This is a genomic window from Lysinibacillus sp. COL-1, assembly GCF_059814265.1.
Genome location: NZ_JCAWSJ010000004.1, coordinates 549,754 through 574,887, shown reverse-complemented (window position 1 = coordinate 574,887; position 25,134 = coordinate 549,754). Strand labels below are relative to the sequence as shown.

Below are 25,134 nucleotides of genomic sequence, written 5' to 3'. Positions count from 1 at the left end.
AAGGTTGGAGCTATTCTTGCCAACAAGCTTAAAGGTTCACCCTTTACATTTCTTCCCCTCAACGCTTAACTAACTTGCCTTGCACGACAAAGCGATGGTCGTCACTTAAAACCGCATCCTTACAAGTAGATAACGTCAGAATTTTATCGTCTGGACTTAGATCGACATTCATCTGAATAGAAGATCGCTGTTGTATCTCCTCTATAAAGTTTTGGTAAGCTTCATTGTTGGCAAAGTCGGTCTCAATATAATAGAAATCAATCGTCGTCTCATATGCAGCAAAAACCTCAATATCATAGCCCTCATATAAGGTATCAAGATATAGGATGGGATGCTCATCTGCATAGTCTTGCTTTAAGTAATTTTTTAAACTACCGAACATCGTCTCGTTCTTCATGGCATGACCATATAAAATCGTATTTTTGTTCATGTCTAGTATTTGATTTCGATAATCCATAAAAACACTGCCTGCACGACTCTCCTTATTTTTAAAGTTATGATTTAAATAATAGTCATTATTGTCAGCTTGTAAAATTGGATTATTCAGCTTTGTTCCGTCTACTGAAATCCACCCAATAATTTGAGGATTAATCGCCAATAAATCAAGGAACTGTGGTCGTATAGTGAATGCTGATACATCATTTGTCGTTTCTGTCTCCTCGATTTGTTCTGCTGGCTGTTCTTCATTAGCTGCTAATGTGGCCTGATAAATATCCTGTACTTCTTTTAATGATTTTGACGTTTCGTAATACGTATATAGATACTTTGCAAGTGAAAAAACAGAAAATAAAAATATGCCTAAATATAGCAGTGTTAGCAACTTGGATACTTTCTTTTTCATTGGATTACCTTCTTATATTCCCATTGGCATCATATAATAGCCAAGCTGTTTATCTTCATTAAAGATTGCATCCACTCCATACACTTCTTTAATCATATCTTTCGTAATCACATCACGTGGCGCACCCTCTGCAAATATTTGACCTTCCTTCATCAAAATAATATGGTCGCTATAGCGAATGGCTTGATTAATATCATGTAGTACCATGATAATCGTTAAACCATGCTGCTCGTTTAATGTTTTCACCAGCTCTAGCAATTCTATTTGATAGTATATATCCAAATAGGTTGTAGGCTCATCTAAACATAATATTTCTGACTGTTGTGCTAATGCCATAGCAATCCACACTCGCTGCCGCTCTCCACCTGATAACGCCTCTAAATTTGTTGTAGCTTTATGCTGTAAATTTGTACAGGCAAGTGCCCATTCAATGGCTTTTGAGTCCTCATCGTGATTCTTTTTTAGCATTGTTTGGTGTGGCAAACGACCAAACCCAACTAGTTTTTCAATCGTTAAATCTCTCGGTATGTCATTTTGTTGATACACAATGGCCAGTTTTTTAGCAAATTCTTTCGGCTTATAGTGCAGTAAATCTCTATTTTCTAACGAGACAGTCCCTGATTTAGGTGAATGAAGGCGAGAGATAACACTTAATAATGTAGATTTCCCACAGCCATTTGGGCCAATGATTGTCGTAATTTTCCCTTGGACAATCGTTGTTGAAACACCATTTAAATGGTTACGTGTATTATCATGCGATACAATGATGTCTTGTATATCCATGTTTCGTCACTCTTTTCGTAATAAGAATATTAAGAATGGACCACCTATGATTGCCATAATGGTAGAGGCTGGAATTTCAATAGGTGCAATAATTGTCCGGCCAATCGTGTCTGCTACTAAAATTAATAAGGCACCAGCAAGTGCTGTAAAAGGAATAAGCACAAGATGGTCATGCCCAACCAATCTGCGTGCAATATGAGGTACTAATAGCCCCACAAACGAAATAACTCCAGCCACAACAACTGAAACAGCCGCTAATAGAACAGCGACAGCGGCAATCAGTAAGCGTGCCCGTGCTACTTGAAACCCTAAACTTTTGACTGTTTTATCTTGTAATACAAGCAAATTACACCAACTATATAATGCAAATGCGCCAATTAATCCGATTGTCCCATAGGTCACAATCGTAGAGACATCTTTCCATGTACGCATCGTTAAATTAGAACCGATTACACTGGAAGCTGACGTATTCAAGGAACCACCTAAGCTAATAAGTGCCTCTGTTAATCCTGTAAACATGGCGTTAATGGCAATCCCCACTAAGATCAATTTAAGTGGACTCAAGCCGGATTTCCACGAAAGTGCAAATACGAGTGAACAAGCCAATGCACCACCCATAAATGCTAAGACAGGTGTCATAAAAAATAATGCGGGGAAAAAGGCAATGATAGAGAGCTGTACAAATGCTGCACCAGAAGATATCCCAATGACACCAGCATCAGCCAAAGGATTACGCATCACGGATTGTAAAAGCACCCCAGAGACTGAAAGTGCTGCACCTGCAAATAATGCCACAATGATACGTGGAAACCTTAAATCTCGTATAGCCTCCATTTGGCTATTCCCTTCCTCAAATAATGCCCCTATAAACTCGAAAAAGCCCATTTTTATACTACCTGTTGTAGCTGAATAAACGATTGTCACTAGTAATAAAACAGTTACAATAAAAAAACTGACGATTCTTTTTGTCATATTGGATTTCCTTTTTTATATTTATATTCTCTCAGGATAAGAAAAACGCTCTATGACGAGTAGTAATACATCATACGAGCGACAATTCTAGTTACTATTTACGATAGAAGATTTCCATCAGTTGTCCTAAAGCTTGAGGTACCTGTAAGGAGGCTGTCGTCCCGAATAATTCTTCCTCTAAATCATACACTTTACCGTTTTTCACTGCATCGAAATGTTTCCAAATATCATTTGTTTTAAATTCCTCATCAAACATTTTCACAACCTCATCAGGCATACCATGTGATAAGCGTAAAATAATATCAGGATTACTGCTATGTAAATGCTCCGTATTTGAAGATAAATACTCAGCATCTTGCCCTTCCATGACATTGATTCCTCCTGCTCGTTTAACAAGATCCCCTGCATAAGAGTTTTCAGTTGCGACTAAATAGCTTCCTGGAATACCAAGTAAAATTAAGACACGAGGCCCCTCTTTATTCGCAGCAACACCTTGAACAGCTTCCATATTTTTCTGTAAATCCTGCACTAATTCCTCAGCTTGTGCTACACGATCATAGCGTTCACCAAGTGTTGTGATTTCCGTTAACATCGCATCAACACTTTGTAAATTTAAAAAGTCTACAGGAATATTCAACTGTTTAAACTTATCCTGTAAATCGTACTCTAAAGTCGATACCGATAATACTTCTGTCGGATTCAATGATTTCACAATTTCCATATCAGGCTCCATTGCATTACCAATGGTCGGCAAATCCTCAAAACGTTTGGCTAATTGCTTTTCCGTTTCCGGTACTGCGATTGCGTCAAGCTCCAACTTATCTAGAATATCTGCCACTACAACTGTTCCAGCAATGATTCGTTGCTCACTCTCTTCAGCTACTTGTTCACTTACTGCAACTGTTTTATCCTTTGTTGCTGGTTTGTCACTGCCACTACAAGCAGCAAGAAGCAGTGATAGTAATGTCATTAACAGTATCCCAATTTTCCAATCCTTTTTCATTATGTCATCTCCTACTTATTTCTGCTCAGTACGATCTTTTTTGGCTTTTTTAATACGGCGAATGAGTAACCAACCTGATACAAGGCAAATAGCGATTAGCAACATAATTTTTACAATGTTTAGCGGCTCGATCTGCTGCTTTGCCGTAGAATGGTTCACTACCTTATCAGTGGCAACCTCTTCTTTTTTGTTTTCCTCTGCTGCCTCTTCCTCTGCTTCGTCCACTGATTCATCCAGTGTCCGATCAAATGCTAGTTTTTCTTCCTGTGGTACAACAAGCATCGATTGGGTAGTGGGTACTGTCGATGTAGCCGAGTTCGCTTCCTTCTTCACATTGTTTTGTTCCAACGGCGTTTGCACTTGCTTTTGCACTTGCTCTTTTCCTACTATTTCTGCTGTTTTATCACTGTCTTTGGGTTCGGAGGATACTTCTTCTGAAGGTTTATCTAAAATCTTTGCAACCTGTGCTGGATCAAATACTAATTGAACAAAATATTGATGATGATAAGAAATATCAGGAATATCGATCTTCACCCACAATCGTAATGGTTGTGTTAAATCTTCAACCTCAAATTCCACGATTCGTACATTATCTAAAAGTGAAAGTAGTTTAGGTTCAACTTGCTGTCCTTTATAATCTACCGTTAATCCTGTGATCCAAGCTGATTGTAAAATCGTCATTTGTGCGTAGTATCTACCATCTTTTTCGATCACCTTTGCCACTGGATTCACATAGCTATTCATAATAGAGGGCTCTTGTTTACCATCTACCATTAACTCATAATCCAATGACCATTCCTGGCCCATTGTTCCTTCTGAATTTATTCCCTCAGCCACTTCTTCACTACCTTCACCTTGTGGAATATTTGGTGACAGTGTCTGCACTTTGAGGCGAAGCTCTTGGGAAAACGAAGCATATTGTTCTTCTGTTGCAAGCTCTATATTGCCCTTTAGGACAATTGGTTGTTGTAAGGCTAAAACATCAAACTGAACTAAATTTTCTATTTTATCTAGTGTAAAAGAAAGCTCATTGCCTTGCTGCTCGATATGTATATCTCTTATAGGATTGAGTTCTTCAAGTTTCATCGTTAATTGATATTGCCCATCCTTAACTGCGAGCGTTGCTACTTGTTTGAAAATACTTCCTTCAAAGCCTTCGATTGGAGAAAAACTTAGTTCAACTTGATAACTACCATCTGCAATAACAGATTCCTCTGCTTCTGCTTCTAGAAAAATGAATGGAGAAAAAAAGATTAATAAAATTGTACAAACAGCCACTATGCAAAGGTTATTTTTTTTTAGAATCATTGCATCATAGCCTCCCATTTCTTTAAAAGCACAGGAACTTCCTTCCCCATCAATATGAGAAAGGAAGTTGCTGTGAAGATCATTATTTGTTGATGTATTGCAATGAACCATTTAAAATTTTTGCCATATGTGAACGTTTTAATGGGCTATTTGCATCAATAACTGTTTTACCATCTGCAGTAGGTGAACCAGTCATCACTTTACCTGCATATAGAAGTGCAAAGGCCTTTTTCGCTTCTTCATCTTTCACTTTTGCCCCATCAGCATAGTAAGAAAGACTTGGGTCGCCAAAGTTCATTTCTTTACCTGCTACATGTGTTACTGTGCGGTAAATCATCACAGCTGCTTGTTGACGAGTTAATGTGTCATTTGGATTAAAGTTTGTTGCTTTTTTAACAATCCCAGCTTCCGCTAATGCATTTATAGCTTGAACAGCTTCTGCACTAAGCTTACCTGTATCTTTAAATCCTGCATCTTTTGTAGAAGAGACGTTCAATGCACGTGCCACCATTAAGGCAAATTGAGAACGTGTAATGTTATTGTTTGGATTAAAGTTGTCTTGTCCTTTAACAATTCCTAAGCTGTAAAGTGATAGGATGGCTTCTTTATTCGCATCTTTACTAATATCTTTAAATGGATTTATAACTGGCTTTACTGCACCTTCGACAGCAAAACTAAATTGTACTGTATGATTCGCGTCATACTTCACACCTTGTGCTGGTTCATTAACAACGATGTGTAATTGAGCATTCACAAGTTTCTTTAAATCTGCTACTTCAAATGAGTATGTGCGTGCATTTGTAGCATCATCTTGTTTCACTAGTGTTGCTTCTTTCCCCTCTACAGTAAAACCATGTACATATTGGCCTTGAGGGAATGTCATTGTCACAATATTTTTACCGTCTTTAGCAGAAACGCCTACTTTCGGTGCAATATATTGTTTCATCATAGATTCTTCTGTTGTACCATTTTTGTAAACAGTAACAGCTACTTCATCCACTTTTACTTCTTCTTTTACTTCTTTCACTGCTTTTAAATCAAAATCATACCATTTGTCCATATTTGCAGAAGGAACAACCACATGGATTTTTGCTGATTTTACTTCATCAACAACAACAGGGAAACTGTATGTAATTGTGCCATCACTATTTTTCACTTCTGTAGCATCTACAAATTTATCACCTTGCTTTGTTTGTAGACCTGCAATCATTGGTGCTGATTTAGCTGTAATCGTTAAATTCGCTTCAAATTTTCCATCTTTTTCAACGATTGAACCCTGTGGTACTAGATGAGAGCTAATAGCAGGTTGTGCTTCTGTTGTACCAGGTTTGAAGATTTGGAAATTGATAACTGCTGCCGTTTTGTCAGCTTTTGTTGCTTCTGCCTTCACTTCAGTATTTGTAGTTACTACCTCTGCTGCCGATGCAAAAGATGGGACTGAAAGAGATGCCGCTAGCAATGAAGCTAGTACTATTTTAGTTGCGCGAGATTGACGTTTTTTAGTCATTTATTGACCCTCCGTTTTTGTTTGGTATTTTTTTTTATAAAGTAAAAATGCTGATCCCACTAAAGCAACAATTAATAGATAAGGTGTTGCGTCACCTGTCTGTGGGTTCGGCACTTGACTTTCTGTAGTAGATGCTTGGGGTGACTTTGATTCATTTTGTGTTGCTTGTTGCGTTGTAGCAGCTGGGCTAGCAGTCGATACGGCATCAAATACAAGCGATACACTGTATTCATGGTGATAATTAATATCATCAATATCAATTTTCATAGCTGTTACTACTGGTTTTGATAAATCATTAACTGTGAATTGTACAGTGCGAGTATCTGCTGCTTTATCTTCACTCACAACAGTTGCTCCACCAGGTGGTTGAAATTTCGTAATCCACGCACTGCTTTTTAAAGTAATTTGTACTGTAGCAGTACCATTTTTCACTGTTACATTTGCTGGTTTTACAAAATAATCGTTGGCAATGGATGCAGAGTTACTGTCAGGTTTATTGACCTGATATTTTATCGAATGTGTGCCATCAGCCAGTTGAGCAGATGCTTGTGTCAACCCTAAGTTAACGACAATAATACTAACAAGCATGATCAACATGAGCATTTTCTTCATGTATTGCACGCCTCCCTTGGTCATAGTAAAACATCATAATTGAAAAAATATCCTCATGAAAGCACTTTCACCTAAACGAAAATTATTCTCAATTACGATTCTACTCCCAAGAATAATCGTTGATACCAGTGTATGTCAACCGTTAAACCAAATTCGTCCTCAATATGTCAAATTTTCCTCCTAATAAAAAGAATATAACCAAAATATGGTTATATTCTCAAACTGTAGACAAACTCGATGAAATAAAGTAATGCCGTTGATTTCCACTAGGAGCGGACGCTTTCCGCGGGCGGGGCCGAGCTGCTTCCCTTGCGTCGTTACTGTCGCTTCGCTTTCGTAGAAAAAACATCCGTTCAGTCCATCCCGCTTTTCCCGCTGGAGTCGCTGCTCTTCGTTCCAATCAACTTCTACATTAAATACTCCATCTACATATGGTGTGGGGGTTACCCATTGTTTTCATATGTTATTTAGCAAAAATCTCGAAAATGCCAATCATAATTAGCAGCCATCCTGAGATCGCAGTTGAATGCTTACCAATATACGTTTTTGATAGTAAAGAGCCACATTGACTCCCCACTCCCACTGTAATAAACGAAAACACACCAATCGATATGACCGTCCAAAGGGCCGAAATGCCATTTGCCCCAATAGCAATGCCCCCTGCTAAACAGTTCGCTGATAAAACGAAGCCGAGTGCCATTGCCTCTCGCATTGAAATCACTAAGTTTTTATCTTCATCAAATAACTCAGGGTTGCCAGCTATCTGTTGTTTAGAAAAATTATTGGACATTAAAGTCCAGAGCCCAATAATACACAACAGCAAGCTGCCTAATAAATTGGCAGTATGCGGTGAAATATACGCAACAACTGTGCTGCCTGCTGTTACTGCGATGTATGTGACAATCATTGACATGACAGCAATCACAGCATTGGATAAAATCGGAATTTTAACTTGTTTGACGCCATAAGCTAGGCCGATTCCCAAATTATCTAAATTCGCTGCAATTCCTATTAAAATAATGGTAATCCAATGCATACTAAGCCTCCTCAAATCACCGTTTCCATTTTCACCTATCATATGTGATCAATAGAAAGATTTTTGGGCAGCCCAATATAGACTGCACGGCTAATCCCATGATTCCCCTCTTGATTTGTACAACATCCATTTGACAAAAGTAACAACTTGTCATTAAAATTAAGTTGTTACTTATTGATTTTTTAATTTTCGCAAGAATATAAGAATTGCTAGAGAGGGGAAATTTATGAGACATCTAAAATTATGGAAAATAGGTTTTTCTTTACTATGTCTACTCGTTTTAACTGCATGTAGTTCAGCAGATGCAGGATCTAAAAAAGAAGATCGAAAGACAATCAACCTAGCCTATGTTGAATGGGATACTGAAGTAGCTTCTACTCACGTAGTAGGACAAGTTTTAGAGGATTTAGGATATGAGGTAACATTAACGCCACTCGACAATGGCATTATGTGGGAGGCACTTGCAAACGGAGAGGTTGACGGTATGGTATCTGCTTGGTTACCGCAAACACATGCTCCGCAAGTAGAGAAATACAAAGATAAAATAGAGAATTTAGGTGAAAATCTAACTGGGGCTAAAATTGGCTTAGTTGTTCCAAGCTATATGGATGTCGATTCAATCGAAGACTTAACCACTGAAGCCAATAAAACAATTACAGGCATTGAACCTGGGGCTAATATGATGGCTACGACAGAAAATGCCTATAAGGAATATAACAATCTAGAAGGCTGGAATGTACTTACTTCTTCTGCAGGTGCAATGACAGCCGCCCTTAGTCAAGCCATTACTAATAATGAAGAAATTATCATTACAGGGTGGTCACCGCACTGGATATTTAATGCATACGATTTAAAATATTTAGATGACCCAAAAGGTTTATATGGGACAGAAGAATATATTGGCACATTTGCTCGTAATGGCTTGAAAGAAGATGATCCCGATGCCTATCGTGTCCTTGATCATTTCCATTGGACTTCCGAAGATATAGAAAGTGTGATGTTCGATATTATGGAAGGTATGAGTGCCACAGAAGCAGCAAAAAGATGGATTGAAAACAACCAAGACAAAGTCGCAGATTGGACAAAAGATGTAAAGGCATAACAACTACAAAAGATCCAATTACTCATCATTAGTCATTGGATTCAGACTGTAGACAAACTCAAAAAATTTGAGAGTTTGCCTACAGTCTTTTTTCTTTTACAATTAAATGAAGTAAATCCACTAATTTCACATAAAGCACTCTATCTACATAGATAAATAAAAAATAAATCCTTTGGGGTGATGCTCCATGAATCAAAGCTATACTTATTAACTTTTTTTATCCTAGCACTTATTATTACTAGTAATAGGAGAAAAATTTATATCACATATTTTTTGATTGTACATATTTGGAGTTTTATAACCCTTTTGAAATGCTTATATAAACGTTGTTTTTTTCCAACCTATGTCTTTTACAAAATTGTATGACTTTCATTTAGCGCTTTTTATATTTTTTACTATATATTGAAAGAAGAGGAATATTTAATGAACTTAAATCTCAAAGCATTGTTTCCTTCATATCGTTATTATCGAACAAAGCCAACTCAGCTATCATATGACTCTTATATTTTCTACCATCACCAAACAAAAGAATGGTTTTCCATCTCAAAGCATGAGGTTTCACAGCGAGACTACCAATGGCTTACTGTTTTTTATACTGAAGCTACCTCTTCACTATTTCAGGCATCGGATACTTGGTATGAATTTATCTATTCAAATGGTGATATACCATCCAATTTATCCTTTAATAAAGCTCGAGTTATTCAAATTACTTTTATAAATGAAAACCCTCCTTTAGAGGCTTTAAAAGAAGCTCTTTATAATTTTTTTCAGGAAGATACGATATTAATTCAAGTTACTACAAATCAATTTTTACTCATTGAACCTAAGAGTCTTTCTATGAATGAGAAAGAAGATTTTATTGCACTTATTCGTACAATTGAAGCAGATTTTTATGTCAGAATCCAATTATATCTTGGAGAATTTTATGAAATAGATAAGAAATTTCCATATAAATTCCAAAGAGAAGCACAATGGTTCAAGGAATGTTTACATTTAAGATTTGCTGAACCTTATTATTCATTTCAAACGATATTCCCTATTTTACTAACACAACAATTGCCTACTTCTATTCTAAAATTTTTAGAAGAGCAAATTATTATACCTTTAAAGTCTGATAGAGAATTACTTGAAACTGTTAAAACTTTTTATGAATGTGGTTTAAATATTTCGTTGACATCTAAGAAGTTGCACATGCATCGTAATACATTAACCTATCGTTTATCAAAATTCCAGGAAATCACAAATATTAACATAAAAAATTTAGATGGTGCAATACTTGTTTACTTTGCTAGTTATCTTTGGTCATTTTTACAAAATGCACAAAAATAGTTAACTGAAAATTATGCATTTTAGACATTGGTTTTCTTCCTCACTTTATTTAAACTGTAAAAAAGAACAAAGGGGATTAAATATGGAGAAAATCATACTTAATAATATTTATAAAATATACGATGGCGGTGTAACGGCTGTATCTGATTTTAATCTAACTGTTCAGGATAGAGAGTTTATTGTACTTGTTGGTCCATCAGGTTGTGGGAAATCAACCACCTTACGTATGATAGCTGGCTTAGAGGAAATCTCGGAAGGCGATTTTTTTATTGATAACAAGAGAATGAACGATGTACCTTCAAAGGAACGTGATATTGCGATGGTTTTTCAAAACTATGCACTATACCCTCATATGACGGTATACGACAACATGGCATTTGGCTTAAAGCTTCGAAAATTTTCAAAACAACAAATTAAAGAACGTGTCCACAATGCAGCAGCCATTCTTGATTTAGAAAAATATTTGGATCGCAAGCCTAAAGCTTTATCGGGTGGTCAGAGACAACGGGTTGCCCTTGGTCGAGCAATCGTCCGAGATGCACATATTTTCTTAATGGATGAGCCTTTGTCCAATTTAGATGCAAAACTACGCGTACAAATGCGTGCAGAAATTACCAAGCTTCATCAGCGCTTAAAAACAACGACAATTTATGTAACACATGACCAAACTGAAGCAATGACAATGGCAACGCGTCTTGTTGTCATGAAGGACGGTATTGTTCAACAAATTGGTACACCTGAAGAAGTATATGGCTTACCTGAAAATAAATTTGTTGGCGGTTTTATAGGCTCTCCATCCATGAACTTTTTTAAAGGGGTTTTCCATGAAGAAGGAATTCAGATCGGTCCTATTTCATTAACTATTCCAGCAGAAAAATCAAAATTATTATTAGAACAAGGCTACTTACAAAAAGAGCTGATTCTTGGCATTCGTCCTGAGCATATTTATGAAAATTCTTCTGTCATTTCTGAGCCTTTCTTCTCGTCCATCGAGGCAAATATTGAAGTATCAGAATTAACAGGTGCTGAGCTGATGTTACATGCCCAGTTAAATGGACAGCCTTATATTGCACGTGTTAACTCTGATACAAAAATTACACAAGGCCAAGTTGCACACCTACAATTTGATATGTCTCGGGCACATTTCTTTGACTTAGAAACAGAGAAACGCATTCGTTAGAAGCAAAAAGTACTGCAAATATTAATCCTCATAGAAAGGGATTCAGGCAAAGAGTCTGTTTCCCGCTTTTTTTACCTCCCACTCATAGTCCATACTCGATTATTGATTGACTTTAGATTCAACCAACTTCACTGATCTGATTAGATTTTAGAAGATCATCAGTGTTTCTGCATCCAACAATCGTATTTTACTTGGTGGATGTTATTTTGCTATTACTTTATATAAAACAAAGCAAAATAACCAAAAAAGATAGCTAGATGGAAAAATACACTGTCATTTCGCCACTAAGCTATCTCAACTATTTTATATGAGGTTTTCAACTATTACCTCCGTCTTGTAGAAATGAAACATTTCATGTCAAAAATTTCTCAATAGAATCTATAAGGAAGTTGGATTTTTTTTATCGATGTAAATCCCTATTTTCCTAACGGTACCGCTATTTTGGAGTAGAGATTTATAATATTAAGTATAAAAACGATTGCTCTTTTTATTTCATTGCTGCACCGTACAGTCCCGCCTCACCTTTACGAATACTACTGCCTATAATTTGCTCTTTCCCTTCAAAAGGTGTGTTTAACAAACGTTGCTGAATCACCTCTTTAATCTGCTCTATGATTTTCGGATGGTGATTAAAAAAGCCGCCACCTAACACTATGCAATGTGGGTCAAGCATCAAAATCATTTGATGCAATTGTTTTTCCATGCAGTAGATTAATTGCTGCAAAAGCTTATCCATGATGAGGTCTCCCTTGTAATAGAGCTCCATCATATCTTTTAATCGAATTTCCGAATTCCCCAGTAACGCTCTTCCTAACTTTTCTATAGCAGGTCCTGACACACTTTCTTCCAATGTTTCTCCATCATTACCAACGATATTAAAACCTATTTCACCAGCTAATCCTGTTCCTCTTATAAATTCGCCATTTACAACTGTACAACAAGATAATCCGGTGCTTAATGTTACATATACCATCACTTCTTTGCAGAACCCTCTAGCATTGTATTCTCCCCAGGTTGCCATGTTAACATCGTTATCCATCAATATTTGTGCATATGGAAAAAATTCAATTAAACGCTCAGAAATCGGAAAGTTACTCCACGGTATATTATTTTGATAAACTGCTAGACCTTTTTGAACATCCACAATACCAGGTACACCAATACATACCTTAGAGATCTCATTAATAGAGACTTCTTGCTCTATACATAGCTTTTCAAAACTATTAATTAAACAATGGAATAAAGTTTCTCTATTTGTAACATCACTTGGTACCTCTTTTTTGATTAACAACTGTTGCTGTTGATTGAATAAAGCCGTTGCTAATTTTGTTCCGCCAACATCTGCTACTAAAATATAACGCATCTTTCCACCACCAGTTTTCGCCACATGATCTACTCGAATTCGCAATTCTCAGAAAGTAAAGGTTATATATATGTCTATTCTTCATTGCATCTGCTTATGTTATGAAAGATTTACGACTTGCGTTAAATTACGTGGCTTATCAGGATCACAACCTTTAAATATTGCATTTTGATAAGCCAATAGTTGGAAATAAGGAATAGCTTCAACAAGTCGATTTAAATCATCTACTTCTTCTGATAACTTGAGAATTAAATCTGCTTCTAATTCTTCTGAAGCTATACCGATGACAACAACGAAACCTCCCAGCTTTTGAATATCTTTCACTAATGCGTGATCATATTCCTTCGTTTCATTTTGTGTAAATAAAATAACAACCGTTTCCTTATCGACAATAGAGATAGGGCCGTGACGGAATTCTAAATTGGAGTAACTTTCACATTCCGTTTGTGTCATTTCCTTTAGCTTTAATGTCGCTTCTTTAGCCAACCCATTATAAGCACCAGACCCTAAAAAGATAAAACGCTTTTTTGAGACATCTTCTGTCACCTGTGTTAATTGCTTTCCATTGCCTAATGCCGAATGAACAAGTGTAGGAATTTTCTCTAACTGTTTCATCATATCCGTTCGTCCACTAATTTTCGCTGCATATAATTGGAGAGCGTATAGCATATTAGAAAATGATTGAGTCATTACCACACTTTTTTCTGATATATCATTTAAAGCAATCAATTCATCAGTTAATTTAGCCATAGGTGTGTCCCCATTACATGTCACTGCCATAGTACGTATATTTTCCGCATCATTCAAATGTTCTAAAGACATAATGATTTCCGAAGTTGTCCCCGAACGTGAAATGCCAATGATAAGATACTTTTTATTTTTTAAAATATACGTTTCTGTGTGTAAAAATAACTCAGATGCTGGTACAGCAATAGCAAACTCTCCAGTTACAGCTTGATAATAACGTGCTGCAGCAATCGCTAAATAAAATGATGTTCCACATCCCGTGAAAAGAACGACATCTACAGCACTTTTATTGAATGCAATTGACTGAACAATGTCTTTTGTTTTTTCTAACTTTTGTCCTTGTGCCATAATCTCATTGTAAGTGTACATAAACAAATCCCTACTTCTCTTTAATTTTAGTTATTTGTATCTCGGCTAAGAGACTTTCAACAGTCACTTTTTGTACTTTTGCAATCTCTTTATTTTCTGCATTCGCTGAGCCACATGCAACAGCCCATTTATATGCCTCTGTAGGGTCTGCACCCTGTGAGAGCTTATAAATAAGTCCACCTAAAAAGGCATCACCACTGCCAACTGTATTGACAACATTTATCCGTGGTGCATTCACTTTGTAAACCCCTAACGAATTAACGAATAAAGCCCCTTGCTCGCCCAATGAAAAACACACATGTTCAATCCCTAATTCTTGTAATTTTACACCAGCTTGAACTAAGTCTTTCTGAGCTAGAACTGGCTTACCAATCAATTGAGTCATTTCATCCTCATTAGGTTTAATGATAGAGGGTATTGCCTTAATACCATGTTTCAACGCATCACCACTTGTATCAAGTGCAACTCGAATCCCTTTTTGCTTTAATCTATGAATAATCTCCGCATAGGCCGTTTTTGGGATACCTTTAGGTAGGCTTCCTGACAACACAAAATAGCTAGTATGTTCGGCTTGTGCCTCAACCCAATTTAACATTTTATTCCATTCATATTCATAAATGGTTGGTCCTGTCTCTAAAAGCTCTGTCATTTCCTTCTTTTGCTGATTAATAACGGTTAAACAAATTCGGTTTTCTTCCTGTATTTGTATGAACTCTGTTTGTAAATTTTCTTCACGTAAAAGTTCCGTTATTCTACTACCATTTAATCCACCAACGAAACCGCCAATAATTACATCGCCACCAAGTGCCACGATAACACGAGCTACATTAACACCTTTCCCTCCACCTTGTTGTGACTTCTGCGATACACGATTGGTTTGACCAACCATTAAAGAACCTACCTCATATACTTGGTCAATGGCTGCGTTTAAGGTTAATGTAGTAATCATTTTTGTAACATCTCAATCTTTTGCTCTACTAACTTAATTAAAGATTCACGTGCTGGAAGGAAATACTTTCTTGGATCATTTTCAGTTGGATTATCCTTAAAATAATCTCTTAATTGCTCAGCAAATAAATCCTTCAGCTCAGTAGAAAAATTCACTTTTGCAATGCCATAATTCAAAGATTTACGCACATCCTCTTCTGGCACTCCAGATGCTCCGTGCATGACTAAGGGCACATTTGTAGAACAATGAATTTCTTGTAAAAGATCAAATTGTAATTTTGGCTTTTGTTTATACTTACCATGCGCTGTACCAAAAGCTGGAGCAAATGACTGGATTCCTGTAACCTTTACAAAATGTTCAGCCTGCTTGGGTTCAGTAAAGAATGCATTATCCTCATGGACACTTAAACGATCTTCGACACCACCAATTGTCCCAAGCTCTGCTTCAACAGGCACATTTAACGCATTTGCAGCTTCTACTACTTTTTTTACTAATAAGATATTTTCCTCAAAAGGTAAGGAGGAACCATCAATCATCACAGAGGTATAGCCTGCCCGTAAACATTCCATAACAATCTTATAAGATTCACCATGATCCAGATGTAATGCCACCGGTACTTTTGCCTGTTCAGCTGCTGTTTTTGCAAGTGCAATCATATAAGGCATCTCAACATATTTATAAGTGCTTGAAGTTGTTTGCAAAATGACAGGTGCACCTACTTTTTCTGCACCAGCAATTACTGCTTTTATAATTTCCAAATTATGTGCTCCAAAAGCACCGATTGCATAATTATTTTTATAAGCATCTTCTAACATAACTTTAGTTGTCACTAATGGCATAATAGAATTCCTCCCTCAATGGGTTGTTGGTATAATCTATAACGTAAAAAAATAGAGGGAATTACTCAATTAGTTTAATTCTGTATAAAATCGGCAACGATCCCCTCTTACAATCGAAATACAGAATTCAACTGGTTTTCCTGAAGTATCAAACGCAGTTCGTTCTAGTAATAAAGCTGGTTTTCCAGCATCTGTTTTCAATAAAGGCGCTTCATCTTTATTAATAAGGACTGGTTCAAAAGCTTCTCGCGCCCTTACAACAATAATGTTAAACCGTTGTTCTAATAAGCTGTATAAAGAGGAAGTAGTTACTTCTTTTAATATTTCACTATCCTTAATAATACTTAAAGGTAAAAATGATGATTCCAAAATAATAGGCTCATTATCTGCAAATCGTAAACGCTTCATTTCTACTACTTGCTCATTTTCCTCTAATGCTAAATTGGACCTAACCTTTGTTGAGGGATAAACCTTCTGTATTTCTAGCACTTCATCTCTTGGATTTAAACCTTTTTCTTGAATCATGCGACTAAAACTATAAAATCCTCCAAGCGATTGTTCAAGTCTAGGTTTCGAAACGAAGGTCCCTTTCCCTTGTATACGATATAATTTCTCTTCCTTTACTAATTCCTCAATTGCCTTTTTTACTGTATTTCGACTAACTCGAAACATTTCCATTAATTGGTTTTCTGAGTCAATTTTATCTCCTGGCTTCCATTCACCTGATTGTATTTTTGCAAATAATATTTGTTTCAATTGGTGATACAATGGGATTACACTGGATTGATCTAACAAATGCATCTTTTTTCCTTCCTTCTCTAGGTTTTGTAATCAATATACCATCTATATAAAAAGATGCCTATTGATATATCAACCCTTCTCAAAGGCAAGATTCCCTAAGCAAAAAGTTTTCTCCACTTCTCCTTCTTCATTCAACCAAACAACATCTGCATCTTTTCCTAGTGCAATAGACCCTTTTCGCTTATCGAACCCTAAATGTACTGCTTGATTCAAAGAAACAAGACGCATTTGTTCAACGATTGAAAGTGTAAGCCACTCTTCTATGTTTTTCCTTGCTGTATTCATATTCAACACACTTCCAGCTAAGGATCCTGTTTTACGTTGAATACATTGATTATTGATTACTTCTACTTCATTTCCACCTAAACTATACATACCATCTGGCATCCCCTTTGCACGTATACCATCTGTAATGACTAATAAACGATCTAAGCCCGTCATTTTGTAAACCATTGGTAGTAAATCTTTATGGAAATGAATATTATCTGGAATTACCTCAACATACACATCTTCAGCTAAAAGCACTGCTCCAACAACACCTGGATCACGATGATGAAGTCCACTCATACCATTAAATAGATGTGTTGCATGAGTGATACCAGCTTTTAATGCATGGATTGCCGTATGATAGTCAGCGTCAGAATGACCAATAGATGCAATAATTCCCTTACTAGTCAATTCTTTTAGTAATTCGAAATTGCTATCTTCCTCAGGTGCAAATGTGACAAGACGAATGGATTGTTGAGACTTATCGTATAAATCATTAAATTGTTGAACATTTGGCTTTAAGATATACTCTTCTGGTTGGGCTCCTTTTTTTGCCCCATTAATAAATGGACCTTCTAAATGAATTCCTAACATTTCAGCTACTGCTGTAGGTTGGTTTTTATAATAAGAAGAAAGTTCCTCAATAGTAGCTTCAATCTCTGACATAGGAGCTGTCATCGTTGTTGCTAAAAAAGCTGTTATGCCTTCACTAGCTAAATACTTCGCCATTTTCGAATAACAAATTTGATCAGCATCCATAAAATCATGTCCTAAAGCACCATGTACATGGATATCGATCATTCCAGGGATTATATAACCTTTTAGCTGACAGTCTATTACATTCTCTATCGAAGCTAGTGAAGGACAATTATCCATTTGATCAATTACTGTAATTTTCCCTCCCGACATTTCTAGAAATCCGTTATTTAAAATTTGATTTTCCAAAACGATATTAGCATTAATAATCCATATTTTATTCATGAGGTTATCCCTCCACCAGAATACTGTGGTAGATTCGTTTGTTCCTCTGCTTCAATTTCTTTCTTAAATATATGAGATGACATCCAAGTTAAAAATAATGCAGTTAAGCTAACACCGAAGAATGGTAATAAGCCAGGAATCCAACTATAAATTTTATATAGTATGGCAAGCCCTATAATGCTGCTAATCATCTGTAATGGATACGCAATACTAAATATGATGGAAGCAGCAAAGTAACGTAATGATGGTAAATTATAATGGGCATATAGTTGAAATATATTCACTAGAATAATACCGAATAGCATACTAATTGTGATGAACATTGTTAGCAAAAGTAAACCAAGTATGCCATTAAATGTTATAATAATCTGAAAATTAATGATTAAAAAGTAGCCTAAACCCAGTAAGATAATACCTATTTTATTAGATGGAATAAATTCGACTTTATATGTATTCCAATATATTTTTACTAATCTTTTTAAGTCATCTTCTCCTAGTAATCTTTTACGTAAAGTAGTAAACATTGCAACAGTTGCTGGGGATAGTCCAAATAAAACAAGTCCAAGCAAAGTTAAGCCTGTCCATAATATCTGTAGCACTGCTAACAATGTGATCCACTCTACAATCCAGTATAATTTACTTTTCCACCCTTCAAATTCCAAGTACATTACCTCCCTACGATTCACATACAACTATATATCGTGCATGCTTCATTTTAAGTGTGAAGAGTTGGTTTCTCTAACTAGACACGTCATTAGAAAGAAGGTTTATAGAATGAGGGTCACATAAGCTTGGAATCAAAAGTGACTATTTAGCTTATGTGACCTTCTCCTTCTTATTAAGCTTGAAGGAAATCTAAATCTATTTATTTTGATCGGTCATATGCCCCTTGTGCTACTTCCAAATATTCTTGTAAGCCCATCTTCTCAATTGTTTTCTTATAATCATTCCATTTATCGAAGCTTTCTTTACCTGTAATAAAACTTGCCGTCATTTCATTTACATACGTTTGAATGTCTGTTAAAACGGCTGACACTCGATCATTTTCTTCTACTGTGTAATTCAATCCTGGAATAATTTCATCATCTTTCAATGCATATGGCATTACTTGGTTAGCATTGTTAATAGAATTTTCCTTAGCCTCTGCACCTTGGAAGTACTTTTTCGTTACAATCCCAGGGTAATAGCCGCCTGGCCATGTTAAATAATCACTTATCGCTTGATCTAAGTTTTTGCCATCTGGGTTATTCGTAATATTTTCTACATATTGAATAGTACCATCCGCATTTTCTTCGTAAGTGACACCTTCAAAGCCCATAAAGAACATTTTAGCTCCTTCATCACCATATAAATGATCAATCCAACGAACCATCGCTTCAGGATTTTTCGCTTTATCTGTTAAAACAAACATGCCTAAATTACCAAGACCATTAGTCATCGCAGTAAATTGTCTATCCCCATTCGGTCCTTCTAAAACTTGTGCACCAGTATAACCATCTATTTTATATAACTCTTTCGGGTCTACTTCACTAAGCATACCAAACGTCCCTTTAGCTGCTTCTGCCGCAAATTTCTGAGGCTCTGTCGTAAATACATCTTTATTGATTAAACCTTCTTTGTAAAGTTTATTTAAAAACTCAAGTAATTGTTTATATTCGTCTGTCGTTGGCACGAAACGGAATTCTTCAGTTCCTTTTTTAAAGTCTAAATTCAGATTCATCGTTCCTTGTTTATTCAAGCCAAATGAACCTCTTAAATAAGAAATAATTTGTTCAATACCATAGCCAGTTCCCCAGCCTTGTTCATCTTGTAAACCATTGCCATTAGGATCATTCTCTTTAAATGCTTTCAGCACGTTATACAAGTCTTCTGTTGTTTCAGGTGATTGTAAACCTAGATTATCAAGCCATTTCTGGTTAATCCATGGAGCTCCGACGCGAAGTGATGAAAACTTCGGATCGTAAATTGTTGGGAAGCCATAAATATTGCCATCTGCCATCGTCACACCTTGTTTTACAGATGGGTATTCTTCTAATAGTTTTTTAAAATTTGGAGCATATTGATCAATATAATCATTCAACGGTAAGAATACACCTTGTTGTCCATACTTGATTAAATCAGTTTTTGAAAATGCTGATGCAAAGAATATTTCTGGATAATTTCCAGCAGCTAAAAGTAAGTTCTTTTTGTCCGCTAATACTTCAGTCTGAACAGTTGTCCAATTAATATGGATGTTAGACATTTTCTCGTATTCTTCCCATAACATTAGATTGTTCCAATCTTGTGATGCAAAAAACTTTGCTGCAAAACCGTCTACTTCAATTTTCTCTTTTGTAATAGGCATATCCGTTGCATTCAAATGATCTAGATTACCGCTTTTTTCTCCACCATTATCTTTATTATCTGAACATGCTCCTAGCAAACTTGCAGCTAACATCAGGCTTGTTACTAAACCGTAAACACGCTTTTTTTTCACTTTCATTTAAAATCGCCCCTATTCTTTAACCTTTTAATGAACCAATCATGACACCTTTTACAAAATATCTTTGTAAGAATGGATAAAGCATTAACATTGGTAGGTTAGCAACGATTAAAACTGCGTACTTTAACCCTTCAACGCTAAGTTTTTGAGCTAAAAAGCTTTCTGACGTCGCTTTAATCATATCGTCAGCTTGTCCTTGAATTAATATTTGCCTCAGAATAAGTTGTAGTGGAAACTTATCTTGGTCTTGCAAGTAAATCAATGCTTGGAAATAAGAGTTCCAATGTCCTACAGCGTAAAATAAAACCATGACTGCCATAACTGGTAATGATAGTGGTAGAACAATACTCCACAAAATACGGAAGTTCCCTGCGCCATCAATCATGGCAGATTCCTCTAGCTCATATGGAATGGACTGGAAAAATGTCCGCATAATAATGATATTCCATACAGCTACCGCGTTCGGAATAATCATGACCCAAAAAGTATTAATCATGCCCAAATCACGAATTAATAAATATGTAGGAATTAGTCCTCCACTGAAAAACATGGTGAAAACCATAAATGCCATAATAAAGCCTTTTCCTTTTAAATGTCTACGAGAAAGAGGGTAGGCTGCACAAATTGTCATAACTATATTTAGTAATGTTCCAAAGAATGTGTATTTCAAAGTGTTGATAAATCCATTCATAATATCTGGATTTTGGAATACCTTTTGGTAGGCCTCCACCGTAAATTCCTTTGGCCATAGCCATATATCCCCCGAGATTACGTACTCCGGATTACTAAGGGAAGCACTTAAAACAAAAATAAGTGGATACAAAACAACAACTGCTACAATTGTTAAAAAAATATAATTAAAGAGTGTAAACGCACGATCGCCCTTTGATTCTTTCATGTCAATCTCTCCTTTACCATAAACTTGTATCACTCACTTTTTTAGCTATTTTATTAACCATAATAAGGAGGATAAAATTAATGATAGAGTTGAATAAGCCAACAGCTGCTGAAAAGCTATATTGCGCTTCTAAAATCCCGCTACGATAAACGAAAGTTGATATAACATCCGATGCCGACATATTTAAATCATTTTGCATTAAAAATACTTTCTCAAATCCAATTGCCATGACAGATCCTACATTTAAGATAAATAAAATGACAATAGTCGGCATAATCGCAGGAATATTAATATGAATAATTCTTTGGAATTTTGATGCCCCATCTATCATTGCCGCCTCATGCTGTGCTGGATCTACGGCTGCTAAAGCGGCAATATATATGATGGAGCTCCATCCCATCGTTTGCCAAACATCAGATAGTACGTATATTGATTTAAACCATGCTGGTTCTGAAATAAAATCAATTGGTGTACCCCCAAATAACAAAATTATTTGATTAATCATTCCATCAGACTTTAAGAATAGTAACAGCATACCCACAACGACTACTGTTGATAGAAAATGTGGGGCATAAATAACTGTCTGTACAAATTTTTTAAAACGGAGACTTTTCACTTCATTTAATAGCAATGCAATAATGATTGGTATTGGGAAAGATATAAGTAAAGTGAATACACCAATCCCTATCGTATTTTTTATTAAGCGCCAAAAATAATAACTATCAAAAAAACGTTCGAAATGCTTAAACCCTACCCACGGACTTCCCATAATTCCCTTTGTAGCAATGAAATCCTTAAAGGCAATTTGTACCCCATATAGTGGATAGTAATGAAAAACCAAAAAGTAAAGTATGACAGGAGCTAGTAATAAATAAAGCTCCCAATTTTTTTTGATAGATTTTTTCCACTCTACCAAGTGATTTTTCTTTACTTTTGATTGCTTTTTGAAAAAACGTTGTGTTTTAGATGTTTTGTCCTCAACAGTTGTTTTATCTAAAAGCGTCATAATTACACCCCCAATTTATCAATGTTGCAGAATGGTAGATTCCTGTATGATCTCCATAACCTTGCCTCCGTTACGAATAGACTCTGTTGCTGCGCAGCCCACCGCAACACTCATTCGTCCTGCAAATGGCGTTGTTAAAGGTTCTTTATTGTAGAGAATGAGTTCTACAAAATCTTGGGCAATTTTTGGATCAGCCCCACCATGGCTTCCTTCCTCAGGCTTCATTTCGTAAACAACATCACTAAGTTCTTCCCAAGAATTTGATTTTCGTGTTTTTAAATAAATTTTATTATTGATATCATCATTTTCGATACGCCCTTTCGTACCTATGAATGTATAATTTCGTGAATAGTCTGGTGTGAAGTGACATTGTAAGTAAGAAGCTTTTATGCCACCTTCCAATTCCATAATGACCATATTATTATCCTCTACATCAATTTCTTCACGGAATGCACATTCCGTAAATGTATGTTCAACATATTCTGGACAAGTTTTTTTCTGGTCACATGTTGGACACGTTAACGTATTTGGCTGATTTCCACCATAATAATCTAAGCTACCAAATGCAGAGACTTTCGTTGCATATTTCCCAGAAATCCAATGAATGACATCTAAATCATGTGAGCCTTTTTGAAGTAGCAGAGATGTTGTATTTTTTGAATTACCATGCCAATCGTGGTAGTAGAAGTAACCGCCGAATCCAACAAAATGACGTACCCATATAGCCTTTAATTCTCCAATAGCTCCTGAGTCAATTAAGCCTTTCATCGTTTGATACATACTCATATAACGCATATTAAAGCCAACCATTAGATGCTTTCCTGACTTTTTCCATGCATCTAATATTCGATCGCACCCTTCCACAGTAATGGCTAATGGTTTTTCAGCATATACATGCTTGCCTGCACTTAAGCAAGTAATAATATGTTCTTCATGCAGATAATCTGGTGATAAAACCGCAATTGCGTCGATATCATCTCTTGTTAATAATCCCTTATAGTCCTTTGTTAAAAATAATGGTGTATCAAATTTTTCCTGAAATTTTTCTAAACGTTCTTGAGAGATATCAGCTAATGCTACTATTTCTGATGCTCCAGTAGGTTTATGCCAGTATTGTGCTAAGCCCCCTCTTAAACCGGCTCCAATTACACCAATTCGTATTTTTTTCATTGTAATTCCCCCTCTTATCCTTGCTCCCTGTATTTCGTAAACGTTTACAAATCAAATTAAACTATTCATAACAACACCACTACACGTCAACACGTTGTAGGTACAAGTTAAAACAAAAAATGTAATGAATATTCCAAAAATTTAACTGGAATAAATATATAATTCTAACACTTAATATGTCAATACCCTAGGTTTTGTTCGCTAGTATAAATTAAATAAAACGTATATGAGTTGACCTATCCGAAAATTCAGAAAATATACCCCTTCTTCAATAGCTCAATCTACTACTCTATTTTCTTAAAATATTTTTCTAAAAATAAACAAATTTCGAAATGAATCATCTATATGTAAACGATGCTCTCTATATTTTGGTTTTTAATAATCCAATTTTGACTAATATCAAATAGTACCTGAAAATTAAAACTATATGGGCTCAGTAGACCACCTAGTTCATATATTTTATTAGTGCTTGAAGTATTAATTTTGCAGTATCTTTTATATAAAAATAATGAGAGACAGCTTGTTGAGTTACTATCACAGACTGTTTTTTATGCTCAAAACATAAAAAAACGACTCACCTATGATAGATGAGTCGTCTGAGATTTTCACGTTCCCAAAAAATGAGGGGGGTTTCAGGAGCGTAATCATGAACTAGCAAACTTCTGGAGAAAAGTAGCTAAAGTTCATCCTTGCTACACTGTATTGTAGTCAAGGAATATTCTTTATATGATAATGATAATCATTTTCATTTAACTTGTCAACAATAATCTTATAATTTGTTCAACTTCTTTTTTCATGCTAACAAATACTATATTTATTAGCAAAGTTCAATCAGTAACGATCTACCCTCAATTACTTTTATAAACTATCGTTGCTCCAATGAATATAAATAAGGTTACTAGGCTCATCATTGTTTCTATTGCTCGATATTATTGGAAGACCATCAACAATTGTTGCTGAAACTGTATCCCTTTATTGTAGGATAGTGTGTGCAGACTAACACAAATTATTTTAAAAGCTAGAACGGAAAACAGACAGTTGCTACTGCAAACGATTTGAACAGAACGAGCAACATCAAGGTTGTTCAATGGCTCGTCCAATAGTACATATTCAGTTTCTTGACACAAAACCATCGCTACATATGTCCTTTGTCTTTGACCACCAGAAAGTTCATCTAAATATCTATTCTCTAAATCAGTTAAGTCTAAGAAATCGATATATTTAGAAATAATCATCTCATCTTCTTTAGTTAATCTTCCCTTTGAGTAAGGAAAGCGACCAAATCCAACTAGTTGTTTTGGGATACATCTACTAACGAAAACCCCAACATCTTATTATGCTAAAATTAGGTTTGGTGATTTTAAGAGAATTAGGTTAAAAAAGCTACTGCCTGTAGAATACAGACAGTAGCTCATAGTGTTGAAAAACAAAACCATCCATAGAATTTATGTGAAAGGTGAAAAAGGATTTCCGTTGCAGGCTACTTGCTTTCCTGTGGGCGAGCGGCGAGCCGCTTCCTCCGTGCAGGGGCTCGCCTATCTCGCTATTCCCACGGGAGTCAAGTAGCCTTCCACTCCAATCCATAAAAT

The 25,134-nt window shown here is 35.8% G+C and carries 22 protein-coding genes and 1 pseudogene; 3 read left to right on the top strand and 20 right to left on the bottom strand.

What is annotated here, in order from left to right:
* Positions 1-58: 58 nt before the first annotated feature.
* From srtB to AC6BKE_RS10985, 8 genes are all read right to left on the bottom strand, one after another.
* The gene (srtB, locus tag AC6BKE_RS11020; protein WP_036126477.1) at positions 59-841 is read right to left on the bottom strand and encodes a class B sortase; all 783 of its coding nucleotides are present in this window, start codon (positions 839-841) and stop codon (positions 59-61) included.
* A 12-nt stretch (positions 842-853) separates the two neighbouring features.
* The gene (locus AC6BKE_RS11015) at positions 854-1,624 is read right to left on the bottom strand and encodes an ABC transporter ATP-binding protein (RefSeq protein ID WP_499856829.1); all 771 of its coding nucleotides are present in this window, start codon (positions 1,622-1,624) and stop codon (positions 854-856) included.
* Between the two features lie 6 nt (positions 1,625-1,630).
* Positions 1,631-2,596: a FecCD family ABC transporter permease gene (locus AC6BKE_RS11010; RefSeq protein WP_101966418.1), complete on the bottom strand. Its 966-nt coding sequence runs from the start codon at positions 2,594-2,596 to the stop codon at positions 1,631-1,633.
* Between the two features lie 94 nt (positions 2,597-2,690).
* Entirely contained in the window at positions 2,691-3,599 is a 909-nt protein-coding gene (gene isdE / locus AC6BKE_RS11005; protein WP_058844163.1) for a heme ABC transporter substrate-binding protein IsdE, read from the bottom strand.
* A gap of 15 nt (positions 3,600-3,614) precedes the next feature.
* A complete protein-coding gene (locus tag AC6BKE_RS11000) occupies positions 3,615-4,907 on the bottom strand; it encodes an NEAT domain-containing protein (RefSeq protein ID WP_342535352.1) in 1,293 nt (430 codons plus the stop codon).
* An 82-nt stretch (positions 4,908-4,989) separates the two neighbouring features.
* Positions 4,990-6,414 carry an NEAT domain-containing protein gene (locus AC6BKE_RS10995; RefSeq protein ID WP_499856828.1) on the bottom strand — a complete coding sequence of 475 codons (1,425 nt, stop codon included), beginning with the start codon at positions 6,412-6,414 and terminating at the stop codon, positions 4,990-4,992.
* Entirely contained in the window at positions 6,415-7,026 is a 612-nt protein-coding gene (gene isdC, locus AC6BKE_RS10990) for a heme uptake protein IsdC (protein ID WP_231745045.1), read from the bottom strand.
* A gap of 463 nt (positions 7,027-7,489) precedes the next feature.
* A complete protein-coding gene (locus AC6BKE_RS10985; protein WP_499856827.1) occupies positions 7,490-8,062 on the bottom strand; it encodes a manganese efflux pump in 573 nt (190 codons plus the stop codon).
* Between the two features lie 226 nt (positions 8,063-8,288).
* On the opposite strand from AC6BKE_RS10985, the gene AC6BKE_RS10980 reads away from it, so the two are divergent.
* From AC6BKE_RS10980 to AC6BKE_RS10970, 3 genes are all read left to right on the top strand, one after another.
* Positions 8,289-9,164 carry a glycine betaine ABC transporter substrate-binding protein gene (locus tag AC6BKE_RS10980; RefSeq protein ID WP_499856826.1) on the top strand — a complete coding sequence of 292 codons (876 nt, stop codon included), beginning with the start codon at positions 8,289-8,291 and terminating at the stop codon, positions 9,162-9,164.
* A gap of 423 nt (positions 9,165-9,587) precedes the next feature.
* On the top strand, positions 9,588-10,493 hold the full coding sequence (locus AC6BKE_RS10975; protein ID WP_036126495.1) for a PucR family transcriptional regulator: 906 nt from the start codon (positions 9,588-9,590) through the stop codon (positions 10,491-10,493).
* A gap of 82 nt (positions 10,494-10,575) precedes the next feature.
* Positions 10,576-11,673, top strand: a complete 1,098-nt coding sequence (locus tag AC6BKE_RS10970; protein WP_036126498.1) for an ABC transporter ATP-binding protein — start codon at positions 10,576-10,578, stop codon at positions 11,671-11,673.
* A 487-nt stretch (positions 11,674-12,160) separates the two neighbouring features.
* Here AC6BKE_RS10970 and AC6BKE_RS10965 read toward each other — a convergent pair whose 3' ends face one another.
* The 12 genes and pseudogenes from AC6BKE_RS10965 to AC6BKE_RS10910 form a co-directional block, all read right to left on the bottom strand.
* Entirely contained in the window at positions 12,161-13,036 is an 876-nt protein-coding gene (locus tag AC6BKE_RS10965) for an ROK family protein (protein ID WP_089931850.1), read from the bottom strand.
* Positions 13,037-13,135: 99 nt separating this feature from the next.
* The gene (locus AC6BKE_RS10960; protein WP_330493541.1) at positions 13,136-14,152 is read right to left on the bottom strand and encodes an SIS domain-containing protein; all 1,017 of its coding nucleotides are present in this window, start codon (positions 14,150-14,152) and stop codon (positions 13,136-13,138) included.
* Between the two features lie 10 nt (positions 14,153-14,162).
* Complete coding sequence (gene pfkB / locus AC6BKE_RS10955) at positions 14,163-15,101, bottom strand: 1-phosphofructokinase (RefSeq protein WP_499856825.1); 939 nt, start codon at positions 15,099-15,101, stop codon at positions 14,163-14,165.
* Positions 15,098-15,940 carry a class II fructose-bisphosphate aldolase gene (locus AC6BKE_RS10950; RefSeq protein WP_271912435.1) on the bottom strand — a complete coding sequence of 281 codons (843 nt, stop codon included), beginning with the start codon at positions 15,938-15,940 and terminating at the stop codon, positions 15,098-15,100. Before AC6BKE_RS10950 ends, pfkB begins: the two co-directional genes overlap by 4 nt.
* A 69-nt stretch (positions 15,941-16,009) precedes the next feature.
* The gene (locus AC6BKE_RS10945; RefSeq protein ID WP_058844171.1) at positions 16,010-16,741 is read right to left on the bottom strand and encodes a GntR family transcriptional regulator; all 732 of its coding nucleotides are present in this window, start codon (positions 16,739-16,741) and stop codon (positions 16,010-16,012) included.
* Between the two features lie 69 nt (positions 16,742-16,810).
* Positions 16,811-17,989, bottom strand: coding sequence for an N-acetylglucosamine-6-phosphate deacetylase (gene nagA, locus AC6BKE_RS10940; RefSeq protein ID WP_089931848.1), 1,179 nt, complete (start codon positions 17,987-17,989; stop codon positions 16,811-16,813).
* On the bottom strand, positions 17,986-18,657 hold the full coding sequence (locus AC6BKE_RS10935) for a YesL family protein (RefSeq protein ID WP_058844173.1): 672 nt from the start codon (positions 18,655-18,657) through the stop codon (positions 17,986-17,988). Before AC6BKE_RS10935 ends, nagA begins: the two co-directional genes overlap by 4 nt.
* Positions 18,658-18,854: 197 nt before the next feature.
* Positions 18,855-20,471 (bottom strand): extracellular solute-binding protein, encoded by a 1,617-nt coding sequence (locus tag AC6BKE_RS10930; protein WP_082673726.1) that lies wholly within the window; start codon positions 20,469-20,471, stop codon positions 18,855-18,857.
* 19 nt (positions 20,472-20,490) lie between these two features.
* Entirely contained in the window at positions 20,491-21,369 is an 879-nt protein-coding gene (locus tag AC6BKE_RS10925) for a carbohydrate ABC transporter permease (protein ID WP_036126512.1), read from the bottom strand.
* Between the two features lie 13 nt (positions 21,370-21,382).
* The gene (locus AC6BKE_RS10920) at positions 21,383-22,375 is read right to left on the bottom strand and encodes an ABC transporter permease (RefSeq protein ID WP_036126514.1); all 993 of its coding nucleotides are present in this window, start codon (positions 22,373-22,375) and stop codon (positions 21,383-21,385) included.
* Positions 22,376-22,393: 18 nt separating this feature from the next.
* Positions 22,394-23,545 carry a Gfo/Idh/MocA family protein gene (locus AC6BKE_RS10915; protein WP_499856824.1) on the bottom strand — a complete coding sequence of 384 codons (1,152 nt, stop codon included), beginning with the start codon at positions 23,543-23,545 and terminating at the stop codon, positions 22,394-22,396.
* A 1,049-nt stretch (positions 23,546-24,594) separates the two neighbouring features.
* A pseudogene (locus tag AC6BKE_RS10910) lies at positions 24,595-24,846 on the bottom strand (ATP-binding cassette domain-containing protein); the annotation flags it as partial.
* Positions 24,847-25,134 lie beyond the last annotated feature (288 nt).

Coding starts and splice junctions, on each gene's coding strand:
- srtB (WP_036126477.1), bottom strand. CDS start 841: ATGAAAAAGAAAGTATCCAAGTTGCTAACACTGCTATATTTAGGCATA.
- AC6BKE_RS11015 (WP_499856829.1), bottom strand. CDS start 1,624: ATGGATATACAAGACATCATTGTATCGCATGATAATACACGTAACCAT.
- AC6BKE_RS11010 (WP_101966418.1), bottom strand. CDS start 2,596: ATGACAAAAAGAATCGTCAGTTTTTTTATTGTAACTGTTTTATTACTA.
- isdE (WP_058844163.1), bottom strand. CDS start 3,599: ATGAAAAAGGATTGGAAAATTGGGATACTGTTAATGACATTACTATCA.
- AC6BKE_RS11000 (WP_342535352.1), bottom strand. CDS start 4,907: ATGATTCTAAAAAAAAATAACCTTTGCATAGTGGCTGTTTGTACAATT.
- AC6BKE_RS10995 (WP_499856828.1), bottom strand. CDS start 6,414: ATGACTAAAAAACGTCAATCTCGCGCAACTAAAATAGTACTAGCTTCA.
- isdC (WP_231745045.1), bottom strand. CDS start 7,026: ATGAAGAAAATGCTCATGTTGATCATGCTTGTTAGTATTATTGTCGTT.
- AC6BKE_RS10985 (WP_499856827.1), bottom strand. CDS start 8,062: ATGCATTGGATTACCATTATTTTAATAGGAATTGCAGCGAATTTAGAT.
- AC6BKE_RS10980 (WP_499856826.1), top strand. CDS start 8,289: ATGAGACATCTAAAATTATGGAAAATAGGTTTTTCTTTACTATGTCTA.
- AC6BKE_RS10975 (WP_036126495.1), top strand. CDS start 9,588: ATGAACTTAAATCTCAAAGCATTGTTTCCTTCATATCGTTATTATCGA.
- AC6BKE_RS10970 (WP_036126498.1), top strand. CDS start 10,576: ATGGAGAAAATCATACTTAATAATATTTATAAAATATACGATGGCGGT.
- AC6BKE_RS10965 (WP_089931850.1), bottom strand. CDS start 13,036: ATGCGTTATATTTTAGTAGCAGATGTTGGCGGAACAAAATTAGCAACG.
- AC6BKE_RS10960 (WP_330493541.1), bottom strand. CDS start 14,152: ATGTACACTTACAATGAGATTATGGCACAAGGACAAAAGTTAGAAAAA.
- pfkB (WP_499856825.1), bottom strand. CDS start 15,101: ATGATTACTACATTAACCTTAAACGCAGCCATTGACCAAGTATATGAG.
- AC6BKE_RS10950 (WP_271912435.1), bottom strand. CDS start 15,940: ATGCCATTAGTGACAACTAAAGTTATGTTAGAAGATGCTTATAAAAAT.
- AC6BKE_RS10945 (WP_058844171.1), bottom strand. CDS start 16,741: ATGCATTTGTTAGATCAATCCAGTGTAATCCCATTGTATCACCAATTG.
- nagA (WP_089931848.1), bottom strand. CDS start 17,989: ATGAATAAAATATGGATTATTAATGCTAATATCGTTTTGGAAAATCAA.
- AC6BKE_RS10935 (WP_058844173.1), bottom strand. CDS start 18,657: ATGTACTTGGAATTTGAAGGGTGGAAAAGTAAATTATACTGGATTGTA.
- AC6BKE_RS10930 (WP_082673726.1), bottom strand. CDS start 20,471: ATGAAAGTGAAAAAAAAGCGTGTTTACGGTTTAGTAACAAGCCTGATG.
- AC6BKE_RS10925 (WP_036126512.1), bottom strand. CDS start 21,369: ATGAAAGAATCAAAGGGCGATCGTGCGTTTACACTCTTTAATTATATT.
- AC6BKE_RS10920 (WP_036126514.1), bottom strand. CDS start 22,375: ATGACGCTTTTAGATAAAACAACTGTTGAGGACAAAACATCTAAAACA.
- AC6BKE_RS10915 (WP_499856824.1), bottom strand. CDS start 23,545: ATGAAAAAAATACGAATTGGTGTAATTGGAGCCGGTTTAAGAGGGGGC.